This window comes from Desulfotomaculum sp., from assembly GCF_982386235.1.
The window spans coordinates 39,991-58,247 of sequence record NZ_CEVWQM010000017.1 but is presented as its reverse complement, the minus strand read 5'-3'; the positions used below and the strand labels follow the sequence as shown (position 1 = coordinate 58,247).

At 46.7% G+C, this 18,257-nt stretch carries 18 protein-coding genes; all 18 read right to left on the bottom strand.

Going from position 1 to position 18,257, the window contains the following annotated elements; translation table 11 throughout:
* Positions 1-17 precede the first annotated feature (17 nt).
* Complete coding sequence (gene ybeY / locus AC1U9Z_RS11330; RefSeq protein ID WP_479957457.1) at positions 18-479, bottom strand: rRNA maturation RNase YbeY; 462 nt, start codon at positions 477-479, stop codon at positions 18-20.
* Entirely contained in the window at positions 460-2,616 is a 2,157-nt protein-coding gene (locus AC1U9Z_RS11325) for an HD family phosphohydrolase (protein WP_479957456.1), read from the bottom strand. Before AC1U9Z_RS11325 ends, ybeY begins: the two co-directional genes overlap by 20 nt.
* Positions 2,617-2,655: 39 nt before the next feature.
* Positions 2,656-3,615, bottom strand: a complete 960-nt coding sequence (locus AC1U9Z_RS11320; protein WP_479957455.1) for a PhoH family protein — start codon at positions 3,613-3,615, stop codon at positions 2,656-2,658.
* On the bottom strand, positions 3,594-4,880 hold the full coding sequence (gene yqfD / locus AC1U9Z_RS11315) for a sporulation protein YqfD (protein ID WP_479957454.1): 1,287 nt from the start codon (positions 4,878-4,880) through the stop codon (positions 3,594-3,596). The genes AC1U9Z_RS11320 and yqfD overlap by 22 nt, the downstream gene beginning before the upstream one ends.
* Positions 4,880-5,179, bottom strand: a complete 300-nt coding sequence (gene yqfC, locus AC1U9Z_RS11310) for a sporulation protein YqfC (protein WP_333529456.1) — start codon at positions 5,177-5,179, stop codon at positions 4,880-4,882. The genes yqfD and yqfC overlap by 1 nt, the downstream gene beginning before the upstream one ends.
* A gap of 57 nt (positions 5,180-5,236) precedes the next feature.
* Entirely contained in the window at positions 5,237-5,677 is a 441-nt protein-coding gene (locus AC1U9Z_RS11305) for a hypothetical protein (RefSeq protein WP_479957453.1), read from the bottom strand.
* Between the two features lie 16 nt (positions 5,678-5,693).
* Positions 5,694-6,695: a flotillin-like protein FloA gene (floA, locus tag AC1U9Z_RS11300; RefSeq protein ID WP_333529454.1), complete on the bottom strand. Its 1,002-nt coding sequence runs from the start codon at positions 6,693-6,695 to the stop codon at positions 5,694-5,696.
* A gap of 311 nt (positions 6,696-7,006) precedes the next feature.
* Positions 7,007-7,510, bottom strand: coding sequence for an NfeD family protein (locus AC1U9Z_RS11295; protein ID WP_333529453.1), 504 nt, complete (start codon positions 7,508-7,510; stop codon positions 7,007-7,009).
* A gap of 242 nt (positions 7,511-7,752) precedes the next feature.
* On the bottom strand, positions 7,753-7,932 hold the full coding sequence (gene rpsU, locus AC1U9Z_RS11290) for a 30S ribosomal protein S21 (RefSeq protein WP_333529452.1): 180 nt from the start codon (positions 7,930-7,932) through the stop codon (positions 7,753-7,755).
* A 127-nt stretch (positions 7,933-8,059) separates the two neighbouring features.
* Complete coding sequence (locus AC1U9Z_RS11285; protein WP_333529451.1) at positions 8,060-8,401, bottom strand: histidine triad nucleotide-binding protein; 342 nt, start codon at positions 8,399-8,401, stop codon at positions 8,060-8,062.
* Positions 8,402-8,498: 97 nt separating this feature from the next.
* Positions 8,499-9,809, bottom strand: coding sequence for a tRNA (N(6)-L-threonylcarbamoyladenosine(37)-C(2))-methylthiotransferase MtaB (gene mtaB / locus AC1U9Z_RS11280; RefSeq protein WP_479957452.1), 1,311 nt, complete (start codon positions 9,807-9,809; stop codon positions 8,499-8,501).
* A 13-nt stretch (positions 9,810-9,822) separates the two neighbouring features.
* Positions 9,823-10,566, bottom strand: coding sequence for a 16S rRNA (uracil(1498)-N(3))-methyltransferase (locus tag AC1U9Z_RS11275; protein ID WP_479957451.1), 744 nt, complete (start codon positions 10,564-10,566; stop codon positions 9,823-9,825).
* Positions 10,567-10,568: 2 nt separating this feature from the next.
* Positions 10,569-11,495 (bottom strand): 50S ribosomal protein L11 methyltransferase, encoded by a 927-nt coding sequence (gene prmA / locus AC1U9Z_RS11270; protein ID WP_479957450.1) that lies wholly within the window; start codon positions 11,493-11,495, stop codon positions 10,569-10,571.
* A gap of 260 nt (positions 11,496-11,755) precedes the next feature.
* Entirely contained in the window at positions 11,756-12,871 is a 1,116-nt protein-coding gene (gene dnaJ / locus AC1U9Z_RS11265) for a molecular chaperone DnaJ (protein WP_333529447.1), read from the bottom strand.
* Positions 12,872-12,947: 76 nt separating this feature from the next.
* Positions 12,948-14,798: a molecular chaperone DnaK gene (gene dnaK / locus AC1U9Z_RS11260; protein ID WP_479957449.1), complete on the bottom strand. Its 1,851-nt coding sequence runs from the start codon at positions 14,796-14,798 to the stop codon at positions 12,948-12,950.
* 55 nt (positions 14,799-14,853) lie between these two features.
* Positions 14,854-15,429, bottom strand: coding sequence for a nucleotide exchange factor GrpE (gene grpE / locus AC1U9Z_RS11255; protein WP_479957448.1), 576 nt, complete (start codon positions 15,427-15,429; stop codon positions 14,854-14,856).
* 16 nt (positions 15,430-15,445) lie between these two features.
* Positions 15,446-17,014: a TCP-1/cpn60 chaperonin family protein gene (locus AC1U9Z_RS11250; protein ID WP_479957447.1), complete on the bottom strand. Its 1,569-nt coding sequence runs from the start codon at positions 17,012-17,014 to the stop codon at positions 15,446-15,448.
* A gap of 24 nt (positions 17,015-17,038) precedes the next feature.
* The gene (hrcA, locus tag AC1U9Z_RS11245; protein WP_333529443.1) at positions 17,039-18,082 is read right to left on the bottom strand and encodes a heat-inducible transcriptional repressor HrcA; all 1,044 of its coding nucleotides are present in this window, start codon (positions 18,080-18,082) and stop codon (positions 17,039-17,041) included.
* Positions 18,083-18,257: the final 175 nt, after the last annotated feature.

Sequence of the window (18,257 nt, the reverse complement as noted above, 5' to 3'; positions counted from 1 at the left end):
CCGATGCCTAAAAAAGACTACCTTGGGATGTTCAGGCGATGCATGATGGCTTCTTCCTTCTGCCGCATGACCTGCCTGTCCTCTTCGGTCATATGATCATAGCCCAATAGGTGTAAAGAGCCATGGGCTGTTAAATAGGCCACTTCCCGGGCAAAGGAATGACCATATTCCTCGGCCTGACGCTGGGCCGTGGGGAGGGAAATGATGATATCCCCCAGTAGGTCTTCTGCTTCCTCGTCCTCAGGCATGTCCTCTCCTTCGTTTAAGGCGAAGGATAAAACATCTGTGGGTTTATCAATCCCTCTATATTCTGCATTTAAACTACGGATATAATTGTCATCCACAAAGATCAGTCCAACTTCTGCATCCGTGTCATATTCCTCAGACTTCAGGCTTTCCTTCACTACGGCTTCTACCAGCTGAAGTAGTTCGTCTGCTACGGTTATTTCTTCCTGTAAATTATTTACGAGAACCGCCACGGGTTTTTCTCCTTTCCATCTCCTGTTTCATGTCAGGATACTCAATTCGGTTATGGAAAATACCTGAGAGTACCCGCAGGAAGGTATTGGCAATGGCATCTAAATCCTTAAATGTCAAATTGCATTCGTCCAGTTGTCCATCCAGTAGTCGATCCTTAATAATTTTCCGCACAAGACCCTCTACCCTGCCAGCCGTAGGATTTTGCAAGGAGCGAACCGCAGCCTCAATGTTATCTGCCAGCATAACAATGGCAGCTTCTTTGGTTCTTGGCTTTGGTCCTTCGTAGCGGAAATCCTCTTCTTTAATGGATTCTGCACGATCTCCCTCCATGGCCTTGTGGTAAAAGAAACTAACCAAACTTTTGCCATGATGTTGTTCAACAATATCCGTGATAACCGGTGGTAATTTATTTTCCCGAGCCATTTCCACCCCATCTTTGACATGTGAGGTTAGGATTAAAGTGCTTAACGTGGGTGCTATTTTGTCATGTGGATTATCGCAACCCAGCTGGTTTTCAATAAAGAAATAAGGTCTCTTAACTTTACCTATATCATGATAATAGGCACCTACCCTTACAACCAAAGGATCTGCCCCGACACTTTCCGCAGCAGCTTCGGCTAGATTGCCTACCAGAATGCTGTGGTGATAGGTTCCCGGGGCCTCTAACATCAGCTTTTTCAGCAATGGGTTACTGGGATTGGCAAGCTCCAGCAAGCGAACGGATGAGGTAATGCCAAAGCTGGTTTCCAGATAGGGCAAGGCTCCATTCGTCAAAATGGAGGATAATAAACCATTGGCAATACCCAGAGAAAGGGCAGAGGTGATTATCAGGTACCAGGGAAGTCCAGAGATTAGACCAACCACCGCAATAACGAAAATACTAGCTGCCCCAACATAAATCCCCGCCCGCACCAGGTCTCCCCTTTGGCTTAGCTTGGAAACACTATACACACCCGTGACACCACCGACAAAGCTGACCAAGGCAAAATGAGACAGATTGCCGGACATAAAGCCCAACAGCAAAGCCAAGCACATTACCACTAGCATTGCCAAACGAGAATCTAGGAGAATGGTGATTAACATACCCGCCGCCGCAATGGGTGCCAGATAGCCAAATAAAGCACTAAATTCTGGCCATTGATTGATGTTAATAGACATAACGGCTCTTGAAACCACAAGCGTAAGCAAGGCGACAATGCCAATGAGGTTTAAAAAACAACCTTTATTAAAAATATCTTTATTGTGAATATACGTGTACCACAGGACCAGAACCATCAGCAAAGCAACCAGTAACCCAGTGCCCACGATGGTGGTAAAGCTGTGCTGTGGCCTGGATAAGCCTAATGCCTGCAGTTTTACGATATGATCCTCTGTTACGACGTCTCCCTGGGTAAGGATTCTTTCTTTATACTGAATGTTCACTCTCACAGGGGGTACACTCTCGGCGGCTTCCTGTTGGAGCAACCGATATTTTTCTTCATCAAAATAGGCATTGGCCCGTAAAAATTGTTTAACCAAGCCTTGTCCCAGTAAACGATAAGGCTCGGCAAATTGTTTGGCAGCTAGTCTTTCCCCAGCACTTTCCTTTGCCTCCGCCAATTGAGCCGCTGTGATACCCTCTCCCTGATTCAGCATTTCAGAAAGGATGGATGTAATGCCGGCAGTCAGTTGATCGGTACTGGTGGGATTACCCAAAGCCAATTGTTCAAGTACAGATTCAGATAGGGTGAAGGGTATTGCTGATTTAAGTCGTAAGGTCTTTTCATCCTTCTCTATGTTTCCATCCGCCTGAATCTCTTTAACTTGTTTTAGTACATCATTCATATCTTTACGGACGGTTGCCGTAACACCCTCATCAATTTCCGGTACCTTTGGCACCTTTTCCATGGCTTTTCTGCGTTCTTCGGCAGTTTTTTGCTGATCAATGTAGACCACAGCCCTCGGTGCATATATTGTAGAAGGAGATATTTGTCCAACTTGTAAATTAACCTTTTGAGGAACAAACTCAAAGGAAACCAGCATGGTAAAGAAAATAAAAAATAAACCTGCTGCAATGTAGCGTTTAAATGAACTGTTTTTGAAAAGATATTTAAGACCTTTGATGAGGCCTCCCCCAATTCGTTTTAATAAAAACATGTGCAATCACTCCCTGGCCCACGGTAAAGGCCTGTCTTACTACTCAGCCTGCTGTTCGTAAGCCCGGATTATTTCCATCACCAAGGGATGGCGGACAATATCGGTAGCGGTCATCCATTGAAAGGCGATACCCTTGATTCCTTCCAATATGTTTTTGGCATCCACAAGTCCGGAACTCTGTCCCTTGGGAAGGTCCACCTGGGTTATATCTCCAGTAATGATTGCCTTGGAGCCAAAACCCATCCTGGTTAAAAACATTTTCATTTGCTCGGGTGTTGTATTTTGCGCTTCATCCAAAATAATAAAGGCATCTTCCAGCGTCCTACCCCTCATGTAGGCTAAAGGTGCTATTTCAATGATATTTCGCTCAAGGTACTTTTGTGTATGGTCCAAGCCTAAAATATCATATAAGCTGTCGTAGAGCGGTCTTAGGTATGGATCGATCTTCTCCTGTAAATCGCCTGGTAAAAAGCCCAGTTTCTCTCCGGCCTCTACAGCTGGTCGAGTTAAAATCAGACGATTTACTTCCTTTTTCCTTAGGGCATTTACAGCCATGGCCACTGCCAAATAGGTTTTACCACTTCCAGCAGGACCGATGGCAAAGACAATATCATTTTTTCTTATATTTTGGATGTAATCCTTTTGCCCCAGGGTCTTGGGTTTTACTTGTTTACCCCTGGCCGTGACTAAAACGACATCTCTGGCTAAATGGGTTAAAGCATCTTTAACCCCGGCTTTTACTGCCCTTAAGGCATAATTTACTTCGTGCCTGCCAATACGATTGCCAGCCCCATAATACTCTAACAACTGTGCAAAGACTTCTTTACCTTGTTCAACCTGGGTCGCCGGACCAATGAGGGTTACTTCCTCTCCTCTGGCCACTACGCGGATTTCCAAGCTTTGTTCAATTAGATTTAAATTTTCATCTTGTTTCCCTAAAATTTCTACCGCTGCTTCATTGTCATCAATAACAATCTTTAATTCTGTACGTTCGGCCAAACTTTTTCCTCCTCGGGTGCTTTGAAGGGTGTCAAAACTCCAATTTCTTCGATGGCTTCAACAAAGGCTTTAACGCGGATGATATCTTCAGTTCTGCCGGTATTAACCAATTCGAGCCTGCGCTCAGCAATTTTGGGGTCCTTGGGTAGCTTTTTTTGAATGTCCGCTAAAGCTTTTTCTTCTGCAATCTTTTTAGCACCATCTTGACCATGCATGATTCTTTCTTTTATTTTCTCCAAATAGTGCACAGTTCTAATTTCGACGGGAAATTTAATATTCCTCCATTTAGGAAGACTTTTAACAGACTCCTGCATCTCATAGTATTGGTAAGGTGCTCGATGGGGCCCTGCTATGATTATTTCCTTCGTCCCGAAATTAATACAAATTGAGGTTTTTTGATTACCTGACATTTTTTCCACTATTTCATTCAGGGGACATTCCCCATATCCTTCATACCAGACCCTGGCCCGCACAAAGCCCTTGGCCTGGATATAACGGCTGATATACCGGGGTTCCAATGGTTCCTCTCCCTCCGCCAAGGGTTGGTTGGAAGGTTCTGGTTTTATTTCCTCTTTAATTTCCCCGCTTATTAAGATGGTGCCGGGTAATACGGTATCACCATCCTTAACCAAGGCTTGGCCGTTTAAAACCAATACTTCTCTAATTAAGCCTGCCTTCCCGGCCACAATATGAGCCGGACCTGTGCTGGGCGTCTCAGTGACTAGTTTTCTTTCGGCAATCTCTATGACCACCCGGGTTCCCCTGACATACACACCAGCCCACGCCACTGACGGGTTTTTTTCTCGAATGGTCTTTTCAATTTGTTTTGCATCCAAGTCCCATTTGGCCGTACCGGGCGTTAGGCCAACCTCTGCGGCAATTTTTTTTATTTCTGCATCGGATAACTTTTCGTTGCCGGTAACATTGATAAACCAAACAAAGGAGGATAGAAAATAAAGGGTTACAAGAAATCCTAAGCCTCCGATAACCAGTAGTTTCCGTCTTTTGAGGCGGTTTAGCACAAAGGGAAAACCCCGGCGCTCAATAATGGAAAAACCACTCTGGGTAGCCCGGGCGATGTGTCTCAGGGGGCGAATATCAGAGATACGTACTTTTACCCGCACCTTGTTCTCACCAACACGGGTAATATCCCATAAAAAGATACCCCTGCTGGCAGCCATGTTAACAAATTTTTCTAGAAACTCTCCTCGTACGATAAGGGATACATGTCCCATTAAAAAAGAAAATAAGCGCAGCAGAACCATTACCACACCTCCCCTGGTTCCAATAGGGTTAGGCCTTTGATTTGTCCTTCCACACATATTTCGTCTGTTTTAATGTTGCGCAGCATGAGATTTTTGCCGTCAATACCAACCTCGCCATCCCCCACCATAATACGAACCTTTTCCGAGGTGTATTCCACAATACCCCTATGGTTTTCAATAAACACTTGTAAGTGACCTACCAAAACAATTTTCGGTAAATCAAGCATGACATCACTGGGTATTTCGAAAAAATCAGAGAATTGTTTCTTGAATTTACGTTGAAAGTCTTTAAAGGACATAAAAAATCCCCCCTCCTTGGCTTATGTTTATGCAGCCCAGAGGGGGAACATTACTAATTATTGGTAAGATCTTCCCCTGCGTCGGGCCACAGGGGGACCAAGAATTTCGGATAAGATGATGCCGTTTTTCACCATGGCAGGGGTTAAATTGCCCTCCATAAAGTTATCCTCCTCCATTTGAACAGGGGCAGAGGACAATTGCTTGTTAGAAGACGCTTTATCCACCAGAGGTTTTAGTTTTTGGCGCATTTCCGGCGGATTGGTTTTTTGGTCCATGATCACCGGTTCTACCCATTGAGGTTCTCTTATCTCTTCGACGGGTGATTCATAATGCTCTATTTCTTCAGACCTAGGCCCCCATTTGCCCCTAAGGTCCGGGGGCAAACGGTAGGTTGAAGTTTCTTGCTCCACGGGGGGCAGGTGCCTTTGTTTCTTCTTATTGCCGGAAAGAACACTGATGATGACCCAAAAAATGAAAAGGAGTATTAATGAATTCATTGAAACTTCACACCCCTTACTCTAACTTCTTCCCTTTCTCTTTGTCCTGCCCATTACCAGATATAGAATCTCTCATTTTCGTATCAGCCATTATATTTTGCATGTTGTAGTAATCCATAACACCTAAACGTCCTGAACGGAAGGCATCTGCCATGGCCTTGGGCACCTCGGCTTCGGCTTCCACAACCTTCGCTCTCATCTCTTGTACCCTGGCCTTCATTTCTTGCTCTTGGGCCACAGCCATCGCCCGGCGTTCCTCAGCCTTGGCCTGGGCAATGTTTTTATCTGCTTCGGCCTGGTCTGTCTGCAACTGTGCACCAATGTTTCTGCCAATATCCACATCGGCAATATCAATGGACAGAATTTCAAAGGCTGTTCCGGCATCCAGACCCTTGGAAAGAACGGTTTTGGAGATGCTGTCTGGGTTTTCCAGCACAATTTTATGGGTCTCCGAACTACCTACACTGGTGACAACCCCCTCACCAACCCGGGCAATGACGGTTTCCTCACCAGCACCACCCACTAGCCGGTCGATATTGGCCCTAACAGTTACTCTGGCCATCGCCTTTAGCTCAATACCATCCTTGGCCACAGCACTGATCACAGGTGTTTCAATTACCTTGGGGTTAACACTCATTTGTACTGCTTCCAGCACGTTTCTACCAGCCAAATCAATGGCCGCAGCCCTTTCAAAAAGCAGCGGGATATTGGCCCGTTCTGCCGCAATCAAGGCATCAATAACCCGATCCACATTGCCGCCGGCCAAATAATGGGCCTCCAGTTGGTTTACACTGATAGCCAGTCCTGCTTTATCTGCTTTAATCAAAGGATTGACAATCTGAGCCGGTGGCACCCGGCGTAATCTCATACCCACCAGGGTGAAAATCCCCACCTTTACCCCCGCTGCCAATGCTGAAATCCACAGGCCCACCGGGATAAAACTTAATACCACAACAACCATAACAGCAATTAATACAACCATGACTAAAAAAGAAAGACCACCTAGACTAATCGACATGAAATACCTCCTTCGTGCTTATACTGTATTGCCTTGGGTCTAGCCTTGGGCCATGGGCTTTAAACCATCCTCTATGTCATCCTGAGCGGTAGCGAAGGAAGGATCTTTCTTTCACTGACCGGCTTGTGCCAAAATCCGTTGCTATCGCTCAGGATGACAGAAGCATCTCCCGCTGGTGCCGCCAACGACGGCATGGGGAACTACCCTGAAAAATGGCATGGTCCTCTAAGCTAAAGCCCTTACTTATAACATGCACAAAAGGCCTATGGCACATGCACATGGCCAACCCAGAAGGCTATCCCCTAAAAGCCCTAAGCCAATGCCTTTACAACCACCCTGGTTCCTTCCACCTTGACGACAATGACTTGTGTCCCCGGCGGGATGAATTCGCCCTCGGTTACCACATCTACCTTCAGCCCTTCTATGAGTGCTGAACCGGCTGGACGTAAGGGTGTAGCAGCCACCCCCCGCTGACCCAATAGTTTTTCCATCTCAAGGTTGGGGGCCAGATAGCCCTCTTCCCGATTTTGGCGGTTATCCAGGGTAACCTTACGCCAAAAATTAAACTTTGTGGCCAGCCATATGCCCCCCACAAGAACCAACGCTGTGACGATCAAAGCCAGGGTTAGTGCCTGGGTGGCATGAAAGATATCCACTGAAAGCAGCAGTACACCCCATCCCAGCAAAACAACCCCGATCACACCAGCCACACCAAAACCCGGCACAAAAAATATTTCGATGATTAGAGCCAAAATTCCCAGAACCAAAGCAAGGGCAGCTAACCAACCAGACATCGTTGCCAAATAAAAAAGCATTTTATCACCCCTCTCAAACTGGGCTGTGGGCCACGTGCTTAAGACACATCCATAAAAAGCCCAAGACCCACTGCTTATGGTCAAAATACTACGACTAAAATTATTATACCATACTATTGGAAAAACTTATTTTGCACTACGTGGGTCGTAAACCATAAAATGGCTCAAGGCCAATGGCCCAAGGCCTATATTGTAAAAAAATGCTTGGCATAGATGAATGCCAAGCATTTTTTTGAAGCTAATTATTTAAAGCTTTTACGTTTACGAGCTGCTTCGGATTTTTTCTTTCTTTTCACACTGGGTTTTTCGTAATGCTCGTGTTTGCGTGCCTCAGCCAAAACGCCAGCCTTTTGACAGGACCGCTTAAAGCGCCGGAGGGCACTGTCCAGTGTCTCGTTCTTGCCGACTCTAATTTCCGCCACTCAATTTCCCTCCCTCCGCCAAACCATAAACCTTAATCTAGTCTAATCAAATTATGTGTGGAAAAGGCTATGTAAAAAATACAATACCACTTAATTATAACGCGACATCCAGCTCTAGTCAATCATTTTAGCCCGGAGGCCATTGCATTTGTCGTCCACCCAAGAGATGAAAATGAAGATGATGTACCGTCTGGCCCCCCTCTTCGCCACAATTGGCAACCAGTCGATAACCCTTAGCTAATCCTAATTCTTTAGCTAATTTGGCGGTGGTTAATAGGATATGTCCCATTAAGTCTGCATCTTCCATACCTACATCATCCAGAGAGGATATATGTTTTTTAGGAATAACCAGGACATGAACAGGAGTGGCAGGAGCAATATCTCTAAAGGCAAATACCTTATCATCTTGATACACAACCTGGGAGGGTATTTCTCCGGTTATAATTTTACAGAAAATGCACTCTTGCAACGAGCAAGCACCTCCCCCCACAGATAATAAAAATATTCATTGATAGTCTTACCGAAAATATTATTCAACACACCTATTATAATATCCTGCAAATGTCTTAAATAATTCTGCCTTTTAAGACAGATTCCTCAACAGCTTCAATTTGTACCTCGATCAGTTCCCCCCGTAGACTTTCATCACCGGGGAAAATAACCTTGAGATAAGTATCGGTATGACCTTCCCAAAGACTATGATTTTTTTCGTGAGGTTGTTCCACCAACACTGTAATTTTTTTGCCCACCTGGCCCTGGGCAAATTTACTTGCCAAATGATTACCTAATTCAATCAGTCTTTTGCTGCGTTCTTCTTTTTCCTGTGGCTCAACCTGATCCGTCATTTCAGCAGCCACAGTCCCCTTGCGCGGGGAGTATTTAAAGACATGAACACCGGCAAAACCTGACTGTTCAACGGTTTTCAAGGTGTTTGCAAAATTTCCTTCGGTTTCTCCGGGAAAACCAACTATGACATCGCTGGTGATGGAGATACCCTTCATTCTCTGGTGAATTTTATCAATCAAGTCCATAAATTGCTTCGAGTTATAGCGTCTTCTCATCCGGACTAAAACCTCGTCATCACCACTTTGCAGCGGTATATGTAGGTGCCGGCAAACATTGGGGTTCTCTGCCACTGAGTTGATCAGGGCATCATTTATATCGTGTGGTTCCACAGAACCCAGACGCAACCGGAGGAGACCAGGCAATTTTGCCAGATGTTCCACCAACCAGGCCAGATCGATCTGCTTGTCTGCAAAATCTTGACCATAGGCACCAATGTGAATACCGGTTAAAACAATTTCTTTAAAGCCCTGCTCAATGAGTGCTGCTGCAGAACTTATAACATTTTCCGGCAATCGACTACGCACAGGCCCCCTGGCATAGGGAATAATACAGTAGGCGCAAAAGCTATTGCAGCCTTCTTGAATTTTTAAAAAGGCCCTGGTTTTACCCTGCTCTGTGGGAACAGGAAGTTCTTCAAAACAATCGGTGCCCATGATATCCTCGACGGCATTGACAGGACCTTTGCCCCTGGCGTAGGCCTCCACCAAGTGCACAATTTTGCTTTTATCCTTTGTGCCGATCACCAGGTCAACACCGGGAATTTCCAATACCTCTCCGGGGGAGGTTTGGGCATAGCAACCAGTGACGGCAATGACGGCCTCCGGATTTTGTTTGGCGGCCCGGCGGATAATTTGCCTGGATTTACGATCCCCCAGATGGGTCACGGTGCAGGTATTGATCACATAAACATCCGCCTGTTCTTCGAAATCAACAATTTCGTAAGCCCCTTGCCGAAATAAATCTGCAATGGCAGAGGATTCATACTGATTTACCTTACACCCAAGGGTATAGATGGCAGCAGATTTAGCCATATCGGAAACCTCCTTAGCCCAGCTCACCATATTGGTACAGAACCATTGTTAGGGCTGCGGGGCCCGCTGTTTCAGTACGCAAGATGCGGTTGCCCAGGGTAACAAGATGATATCCCTTGTCTTTTAACCGCTGGGCTTCGTCATCCTCGAAGCCCCCTTCGGGACCAATAAAAATATACACCTCCGGGGGGGCTACTGTTTTTTGCCGGAGAATCTCTCCCAGGGATTGACTCTTTTCAGCCTCCCAGGGCATTAACACCAGTGCATCCGGGGGAAGCTTTGCTAAAATGGTGTCCCAGTCACTTACTCTATGTACCTCTGGTATACCCGCCCGGCGGCATTGTTTAGCTGCTTCCATGGCCACTCTCTGCCAACGTTGCTGCCTATCTGCTGCTTTATTGGCATCTAATTTGACAACAGAACGTGCCGCGGCCAGGGGAATGACCCGGCTTACTCCCAATTCGGTACATTTTTGAATAATTGTTTCCATTTTGTCCCCTTTGGGTAAACCCTGTACCAGTGTTACTTGAACCTTTGGTTCAGAGTTGGCAGCCTGCTGCTCAAGGATTTCGCATTGGACTTCTTCTTTGTTAATCTCAACAATCTCAGCCAGGTAAACATTCCCTCGGCCATCTAAAAGGGTCAGGGAGTCTCCCACAGCCATGCGCAGAACCCGGCTGATATGTTTTACATCGGGTCCCTTGATCAGGGCTGTGTCGCTGTTAATTTGTTCCGGTTGGACAAAAAATCGGGGCAATATTATCCCTCCAAAACACAAAGATAGGCAACCCATTCCCCGTCTTCTTTCCGTTCTATTATCCTAAAACCGATTTGTTCTAATTTCTCACGAACTTCCTCGGCACGGAACTGAATAATACCGGAGATAATGAAATAACCACCCGTCTTTAAGATGCGCAGTACATCGGGTGCCAACAAAATAATGACATTGGCCACGATATTGGCAATTACAATATCAACCTTACTATTTATTTTGTCCAGTAAATTGCCATGGAAAACTTCGACTGTATCAGCCACTCTGTTTCTTTCTATGTTTTCTCTGGCCACCTTAACAGCCACTTCATCCAGGTCCACTGCCAAAACCTTGGCAGCTCCCAGCTTAGCCGCTGTGATGGCAAGAATGCCTGTACCGGTTCCCACATCGGCCGCTGTTTCTCCGCCCTGAACAATTCCTTCCAGGTATTCCATGCACATGGTGGTGGTGGGATGGTTGCCGCAGCCAAAGGCCATGCCTGGGTCCATTTCCAGAACAATTCTTGGTTGCTCTGGGGTATAATCTTCCCAACTGGGCTTAACTGCTAATTTATTGCCAATTTCCACTGGTTTATAATATTTCATCCAGGCCGTGGCCCAATCCTCTTCTGCCACTTCATGGCTCTCGAAGACAGGCACTGTGGGTAAAGGCAGAGCAATTAAAAGCTCCTGTAAAAGCGCCAGTTTATTCTCTAAGTCAGGTCCTTCGGGCAGGTAGGCCTTGACAATGGGCATCGGTCGGTTAAGAACCTCTGGGGCAAATTCATAATGGTCCCATATATTGGCCTCAATGTATTGGTTAATTAAGGCGGGATCCTCAATAACAACCCCACCAGCACCCAAATCATCAAATATATTACTTACCATGTCAATCCCCTCATGGGGCACATGGACAGAGATTTCCAACCAGTTCAATGGGAGTTTCACCTACCTTACACGAATTGTAGCTTAGTCTATGTAATGATGCAGCCGCATTCGCCGGATTTAGCCATCAGCCTTCCGCTTTTGGACTAGGGTATTTCTATAGGGTAGCCAGGAATCCTGGCCGGAATACACAAAAAGCCCCAGGCCCATGTACCCTAACTAAAACTAACAGCGAATGCGACAGCGGGAACCGTCCCCACTGTCGCAAACTCCTTGCTGCCAGCAAAGACCAAAAAGCGGCTGGCTGACGGCTATTTAAAAACATCCTTCACTTTTTCAAAAATATTCTTTTCTGTGCCTTTGAGTGCTTTTTCACCGCTTGTTTGGGAAAATTCTCTGAGCAGTTCCTTTTGTTTTTCATTCAGCCTGGTGGGGGTAACGATCCTGACACGGACATGTTGGTCGCCTCTACCGCTGCCGTTTAGGTAGGGGATACCCTTTCCTTTAATGCGGAAAATGGTCCCTGTTTGTGTCCCCTCAGGAATTTTTAAGTCAGCGGTGCCGTCCAAGGTGGGGACTTCGATGGTATCGCCCAGGGCTGCCTGAGCAAAGGTCAATTCCATATCGCAGACAACTTCGTTGCCTTCCCGGCGAAAGAATTTATCAGGCCGCACCATGATATAGACGTAAAGATCCCCCGGTGGGCCACCCCTGAGTCCTGACTCACCCTCGCCGGCAAGCCGCAGACGAGAACCTTCATCAACACCCGCAGGAATTTTCACATGAATATTTTTGGTCCTTCTGATTTGACCGGCACCCCGGCAAGTGGGGCAGGGTTTTTCAACTATTTTTCCAGAACCGTGACACCGATCACAGGTTCGGCTCTGAACAATCCGACCAAAGGGAGTGTTGGAGGCATATTGTACTTGTCCTGAGCCATGGCAGGTCCCACAGGTTTTGGGATTGCTTCCCGGTGCAGCACCGGAACCGTCACAGGTATCGCAGTTTTCGGTACGGGGAATCTGAATATCTCTTTCTATACCAAAGGCAGCTTCTTTAAAGGAAATTTCCATGTTAAAGCGTAAATCACTGCCCTTTTGTGGGCCATTACGCTGCCTGCCCATGCCGCCAAAAAACATATCAAAGATATCATTAATTCCACCGAAGTCGCCAAAACCACCGGCACCAAAGCCTTGACCATCGGTGGCAGCATGACCAAATTGGTCATAGGCCGCTCGTTTTTCATTATCGCTTAGTACGGCATAGGCCTCCGCAATCTCTTTAAACTTTGCTTCAGCCTCTGCTTTATCGCCCTGGTAGGCATCTGGGTGGTACTGCCGGGCCAGCTTACGGTAAGATTTCTTTATTTCTTCCGCAGAGGCACCCTTGTTAACGCCCAGCACCTCGTAATAATCTCGCTTAGCCATGATTCACCACCTTACATTCATAATTACAGGGGAATCGAGATTCCCCTGTAATTAACACTCTATAGTATATGTTATCTTACTGCTTATTGTCATCCTTTACTTCATAGTCGGCATCCACAACATGATCCTTTTCAGCCTGGGTGCCGCAGCCTCCGTCAGCACAACCACCCTGGGCAGGGTCTTGCTGGGCCTGCTGTTGCTGGTACATGGCAGCCGTTAACTCGTGCAGAGGTTTGGTTAGTTCTTCCAGCTTATTCTTGATTAAATCCGTGTCATTACCAGTCATCGCTGTGCGTAGTTCCTCAATGGCTTTTTGCAGTGCCTCTACCTTATCTTTTTCTGCCTTATCTCCCAGATCTTTAATGGTCTTTTCTGCCTGGTAAATCATGCTGTCTGCCTGGTTTTTAACTTCCACTGCTTCTTTACGTTTTTTATCCTCTTCAGCAAATTTTTCGGCGTCATTGACCATTCTGTTAATTTCATCGTCCGATAATCCACCTGTACCGCCGGTGATAGAAATGCTCTGGACTGTGCCGGTCCCCATATCCTTGGCCGATACAGAAACAATGCCATTCACATCGATATCAAATCTAACTTCAATTTGTGGTACACCACGGGGTGCTGGAGGAATGCCGGTTAGTTGGAACCTACCCAAGGTCTTGTTGTCTGCAGCCATCTGACGTTCACCCTGCAATACATGAATTTCTACAGAAGGCTGGTTATCCGCTGCCGTGGAGAAGATCTGGCTCTTGGACGTTGGGATGGTGGTATTGCGGTCAATAAGTTTAGTGAATACACCACCCAGTGTTTCAATACCCAAGGACAGAGGCGTTACATCCAGCAGCAGAACATCCTTCACTTCACCGGACAAAACTCCGGCCTGGATGGCAGCACCTAGGGCCACACACTCATCCGGGTTGATCCCCTTGTGAGGTTCTTTACCCAGGAATTTACGGATGGCTTCCTGTACAGCGGGAATACGGGAGGAACCGCCCACTAACAAAATTTTATTAATTTCATTTGGCTGCAAACCAGAATCAGCTAAAGCCTGACGGGTGGGTCCCATTGTTTTTTCCACCAGGTCTGCGGTTAATTCATCAAACTTTGCTCTGCTGATATTAACATCCAGGTGCAAAGGACCCTCGGCACCAACGGAGATAAAGGGCAGGTTGACATTGGTGTTAACCACACCGGACAGCTCAATCTTAGCCTTTTCAGCAGCTTCTTTTAAACGCTGCAGGGCCATTTTATCTTTGGCTAAATCAACAGCCGTTTCTTTCTTGAACTCAGCCACTAGATAATCAATAACACGTTGGTCAAAGTCATCACCACCCAAACGGTTATTACCGCTGGTGGCCTTTACTTCAAAGACTCCGTCGCCTAATTCCAAAATAGATACGTCAAAGGTACCGCCGCCAAGGTCAAAAACCAGGATGGTTTGGTCTTCTTCTTTATCCAAACCATAGGCTAAGGCTGCTGCGGTGGGTTCGTTAATAATACGCAGAACTTCCAGACCGGCAATTTTACCAGCGTCTTTGGTTGCTTGACGCTGGGCGTCACTGAAATAAGCCGGTACAGTAATAACAGCCTGAGCCACTGACTCACCTAAATAAGCTTCGGCATCGGCCTTGAGTTTGCCAAGGATCATGGCAGAAATTTCCTGGGGTGAATATTCTTTACCATCCACAGTTACCTTGTGATTGGTACCCATGTGGCGTTTAATGGATTGAATGGTGCGATCGGTGTTGCTGACAGCCTGACGTTTGGCAACCTGACCCACCAATCTTTCTCCGGTTTTGGAGAAACCTACCACTGAGGGGGTGGTTCTAGCACCCTCCGCGTTTGGAATAACAACTGCTTCGCCGCCTTCCATCACGGCAACACAGGAGTTTGTTGTTCCTAAGTCAATACCAATTACTTTTCCCATTGTTTTTACCTCCTGAGAAAAAATTTATATCAAAGTAAGTATTGAGAATACCTGGCTATGATTTCGCCACCTTAACCATCGAAGGACGAATAACCTTTCCCTTTAGATAATAGCCTTTGCGGAGTTCTTCCACTACGGTGTTTTCCGGTTCCCCGGTATCCTCCGCCTGCAGCATGGCTTCGTGAATATTCGGGTCAAATTGCTCACCCTGGGCCGGAATTACTGCTAAGCCCTCCCCAGCCAGAACTTCATTGAGTTGACGGAAGATCATTTCCACACCACTGACAAAGCCCTCACCGCCATCACCGGCAGATGCCATCGCCCTTTCAAAGTTATCCAGGACTGGCAGTAATCCGGTAATAAGTTGTTCAGAACCAAATTTTATTAGTTCTTCCCGCTCCTGGCGAGTGCGACGGCGCAGGTTTTCATAATCTGCCTGCAGTCGGAGGGCTCTGTTGTAGCTTTGTTCAGCTTCCTCCGTCTTTTCCAGCAGCATTTTTTTTAACTCCTCTGGATCATTAGGCAGATTAACTGCAGCAGCACCGGTGGTGGACTCTCCCGTTTTATTGCTTTGGTATGCCTCAGCCTCTGTTGCCGTTTCTTGACCGTTCATCATTTGCTCCTCGGTCACTGTATCACCTTCTTTATTATGTTCCCTGCCCGCCAATTTCTGTGGCAGGTTTATAATCCTTCATTTTTATAATTGTATCAATACGCAGGATGGCTTCGGCTATCTCGCCGGCAGCTTTAAGGGCATGGATTTTTACCAGGGCCGGGTCGATGACACCCAAGTCATACATATCTGCAAGCTCCCCGCTGTCGCAATCTACCCCCAGGGAAATCTTACCTTGCTCTGCCTGGGCTGCCAGGACATCCCCCAGTTTCTCCAGGGGGTTGAAACCGGCATTCGCTACAATTTGAGTCATGGGACGGCGCAGGGTTTCGGCCACACAACTGATGCCATAGGCAGTCATGCCCCTGGTACTTTCCCGGGTTTTTTCTACTTCCCGGGAGACAGCCAATTCCAAAGCTCCGCCTCCAGGAACCACCCCACCTTTAATGGCGGCTTGTACGGAGCTGGCAGCATCCTTAGCAATTCGTTCCCTTTCACCCACCACTTCCTCCGTGGCAGCTCCCACTAAAACCGTGGCCATTGGTTTGCCTTTGCCTTCTAAAATCCAGACCTGTTCTAATTTTTCATCTACCAAAACTTCGTCGGCCCGGCCTAGATATTTAGCCAACTCCGTAATATCTTTTTTAAGACTGGTTTTTTTGATAATGCGCGCCCCGGTATGTTCCGCTGCCCGACGCAGTTCCTTGTTGAGAACCCTTTGTACCACCATCACCCCGGCATCGGTAAACACCTCTTCGACGTTATCATCTACGCCACGGTCCACCAACACCAGACCCACGCCAAGGTCAATAATCTTTTGCAGATTGGCACGGAATTCTTCTTGCAACGCCAAATAACGAGCAAAACCCGACTCGGTACTGAGGGCCTCATCCTCAATTCCCTCCGGTTCCAGTGCATCATCAATGACCAGGATTTTTAGTTCCTTTAATTGGCGGGGCATTTGTTTGCTCATGGTTTCTTTATTGATAATGACACCCATGAAAACCTGATTATTGGCCCCTTCCTGGGATATAATCGTATCCGAAAGCTTAAAGTTTCTATCAATTAGTTTTTCTTTACCAATTAAACGGGCAGCCTGCACCACCAGATCTGCAATGTCTTGGTGCTCCCTACCCGCCACCAGGGCTACTTGTTTGAGCCAGGGATGATGAACATCCTCCAAGGGCACTGCCTGTTGCTGCATCGCCTCCAAGGCCCGGCGAACACCTGAGCGGATACCCTCGATAACCCGGGACACCGGAACTCCCTTGATCACCTGATCGACCCCAACACTGACTAAGGCCCCTGCCATCACTGTGGCAGTGGTGGTGCCATCCCCTATCTCTTCCTGCTGGGATTTAGCAATATTAATCACCATCCGGGCAGCAGGATGATTGGCCTCCATCATGGTTAAAATGGTAACGCCATCGTTGGTAATGACCACTTCGCCAAATTTATCCACCAACATCGTGTCTAACCCCTTTGGTCCCAGGGTTCCTTCTACAGCTGCGGCAATGGCTCTCACAGCATTGGCATTGGTCATAAGAGCGGCCAATTTTTCATTGACTTCGGCACCTTGGTTTGCCTGTTGTTTAAGACTCACAGAAACGGTTCCTCCTTAACTTCATCAACCCTGTCCCTTCAGAATACGATCCAGTGTTTTGGATAGATTACGGGACATACAGTCAACCACTGTGACCACCCTGGCATAATCCATCCTGGTGGGTCCCAGTACACCGATGGTTCCTAGTATTTTATCCCCCACTTGATAAGTGGCAGTTACCATGCTGCAATCCTGAATTTCTTGGCGATTATTTTCTTTGCCAATCTTAATGGTGATTCCTTGACTGTCCTTAGGGTAGTCAAGGATGTCCTTGAGCAAATTTTCCTGTTCCAGTAAGGAAAGAAGTACCTTTACCCTCTCAACATTATGGAATTCCGGTTGATTTAGAATATTGAATACCCCTTCAAGGTAGATTTTATCCTCTTTGACAGGGGTAATCCCGTCCTGCATTAGTTCGATGGCCAGGTCTAAAATACTACGATGTTTAGACAGTTCAAAGTAAATTTCCTTAATCAGATTCAGTCGAATACTGTCCATCGTCTTGCCCTGTAGCTTCGCGTTGAGAACACTGGAAATTTGGTCAAGATCTTGCTGGGTAATGTTTTCGGATACTGTCATCATTTGATGATGCACAGCACCGGTATCCATCACCACAATTAAGATTGCCTGAGTCGGTGCCATTAGTACGATTTGCACATGCCTATAGGCACTTCTGCCAAAGTTCGGCATCTGAACCAAGGCTGTATAATGGGTCAGCTGCGCTACCATTCTACCGGTACGATTGAGGATTTCCCCCACTTCCCGCACTTTATTTTGATAGCCACGCCGAATGGTTCCTTCTTCTTCTTCACTAAGCTGTTCCCGTTGCATTAAGCAGTCCACGTAGTAGCGATAACCCAGGTTGGATGGTATGCGACCAGCTGAAGTATGGGGTTGTTCGATATAGCCCATCTCCTCTAGGTCTGACATCTCATTGCGAATGGTGGCAGGGCTAACGCCTAACTTGTATTTACGGGATATCGTTCTTGATCCTACTGGCTCTGCTGTGTTGACATAGTCTTTAATGATGGCCAACAGAATCTGTTGTTTTCGTTCATCCATTTTCACGTCGGCTCACCCTCCCAGCCTACCCATATAGGTGTTAGCACTCGACGACGATGAGTGCTAATTCTAAATAAAAATTTAGCAAATGAAAAAATATTTGTCAAGGACAGTAGCGTGTATCAAAGGTAGGTTAATGAATAACCAATCGATTTTTTCCCCTGAAAAGGGAGATTTTAGA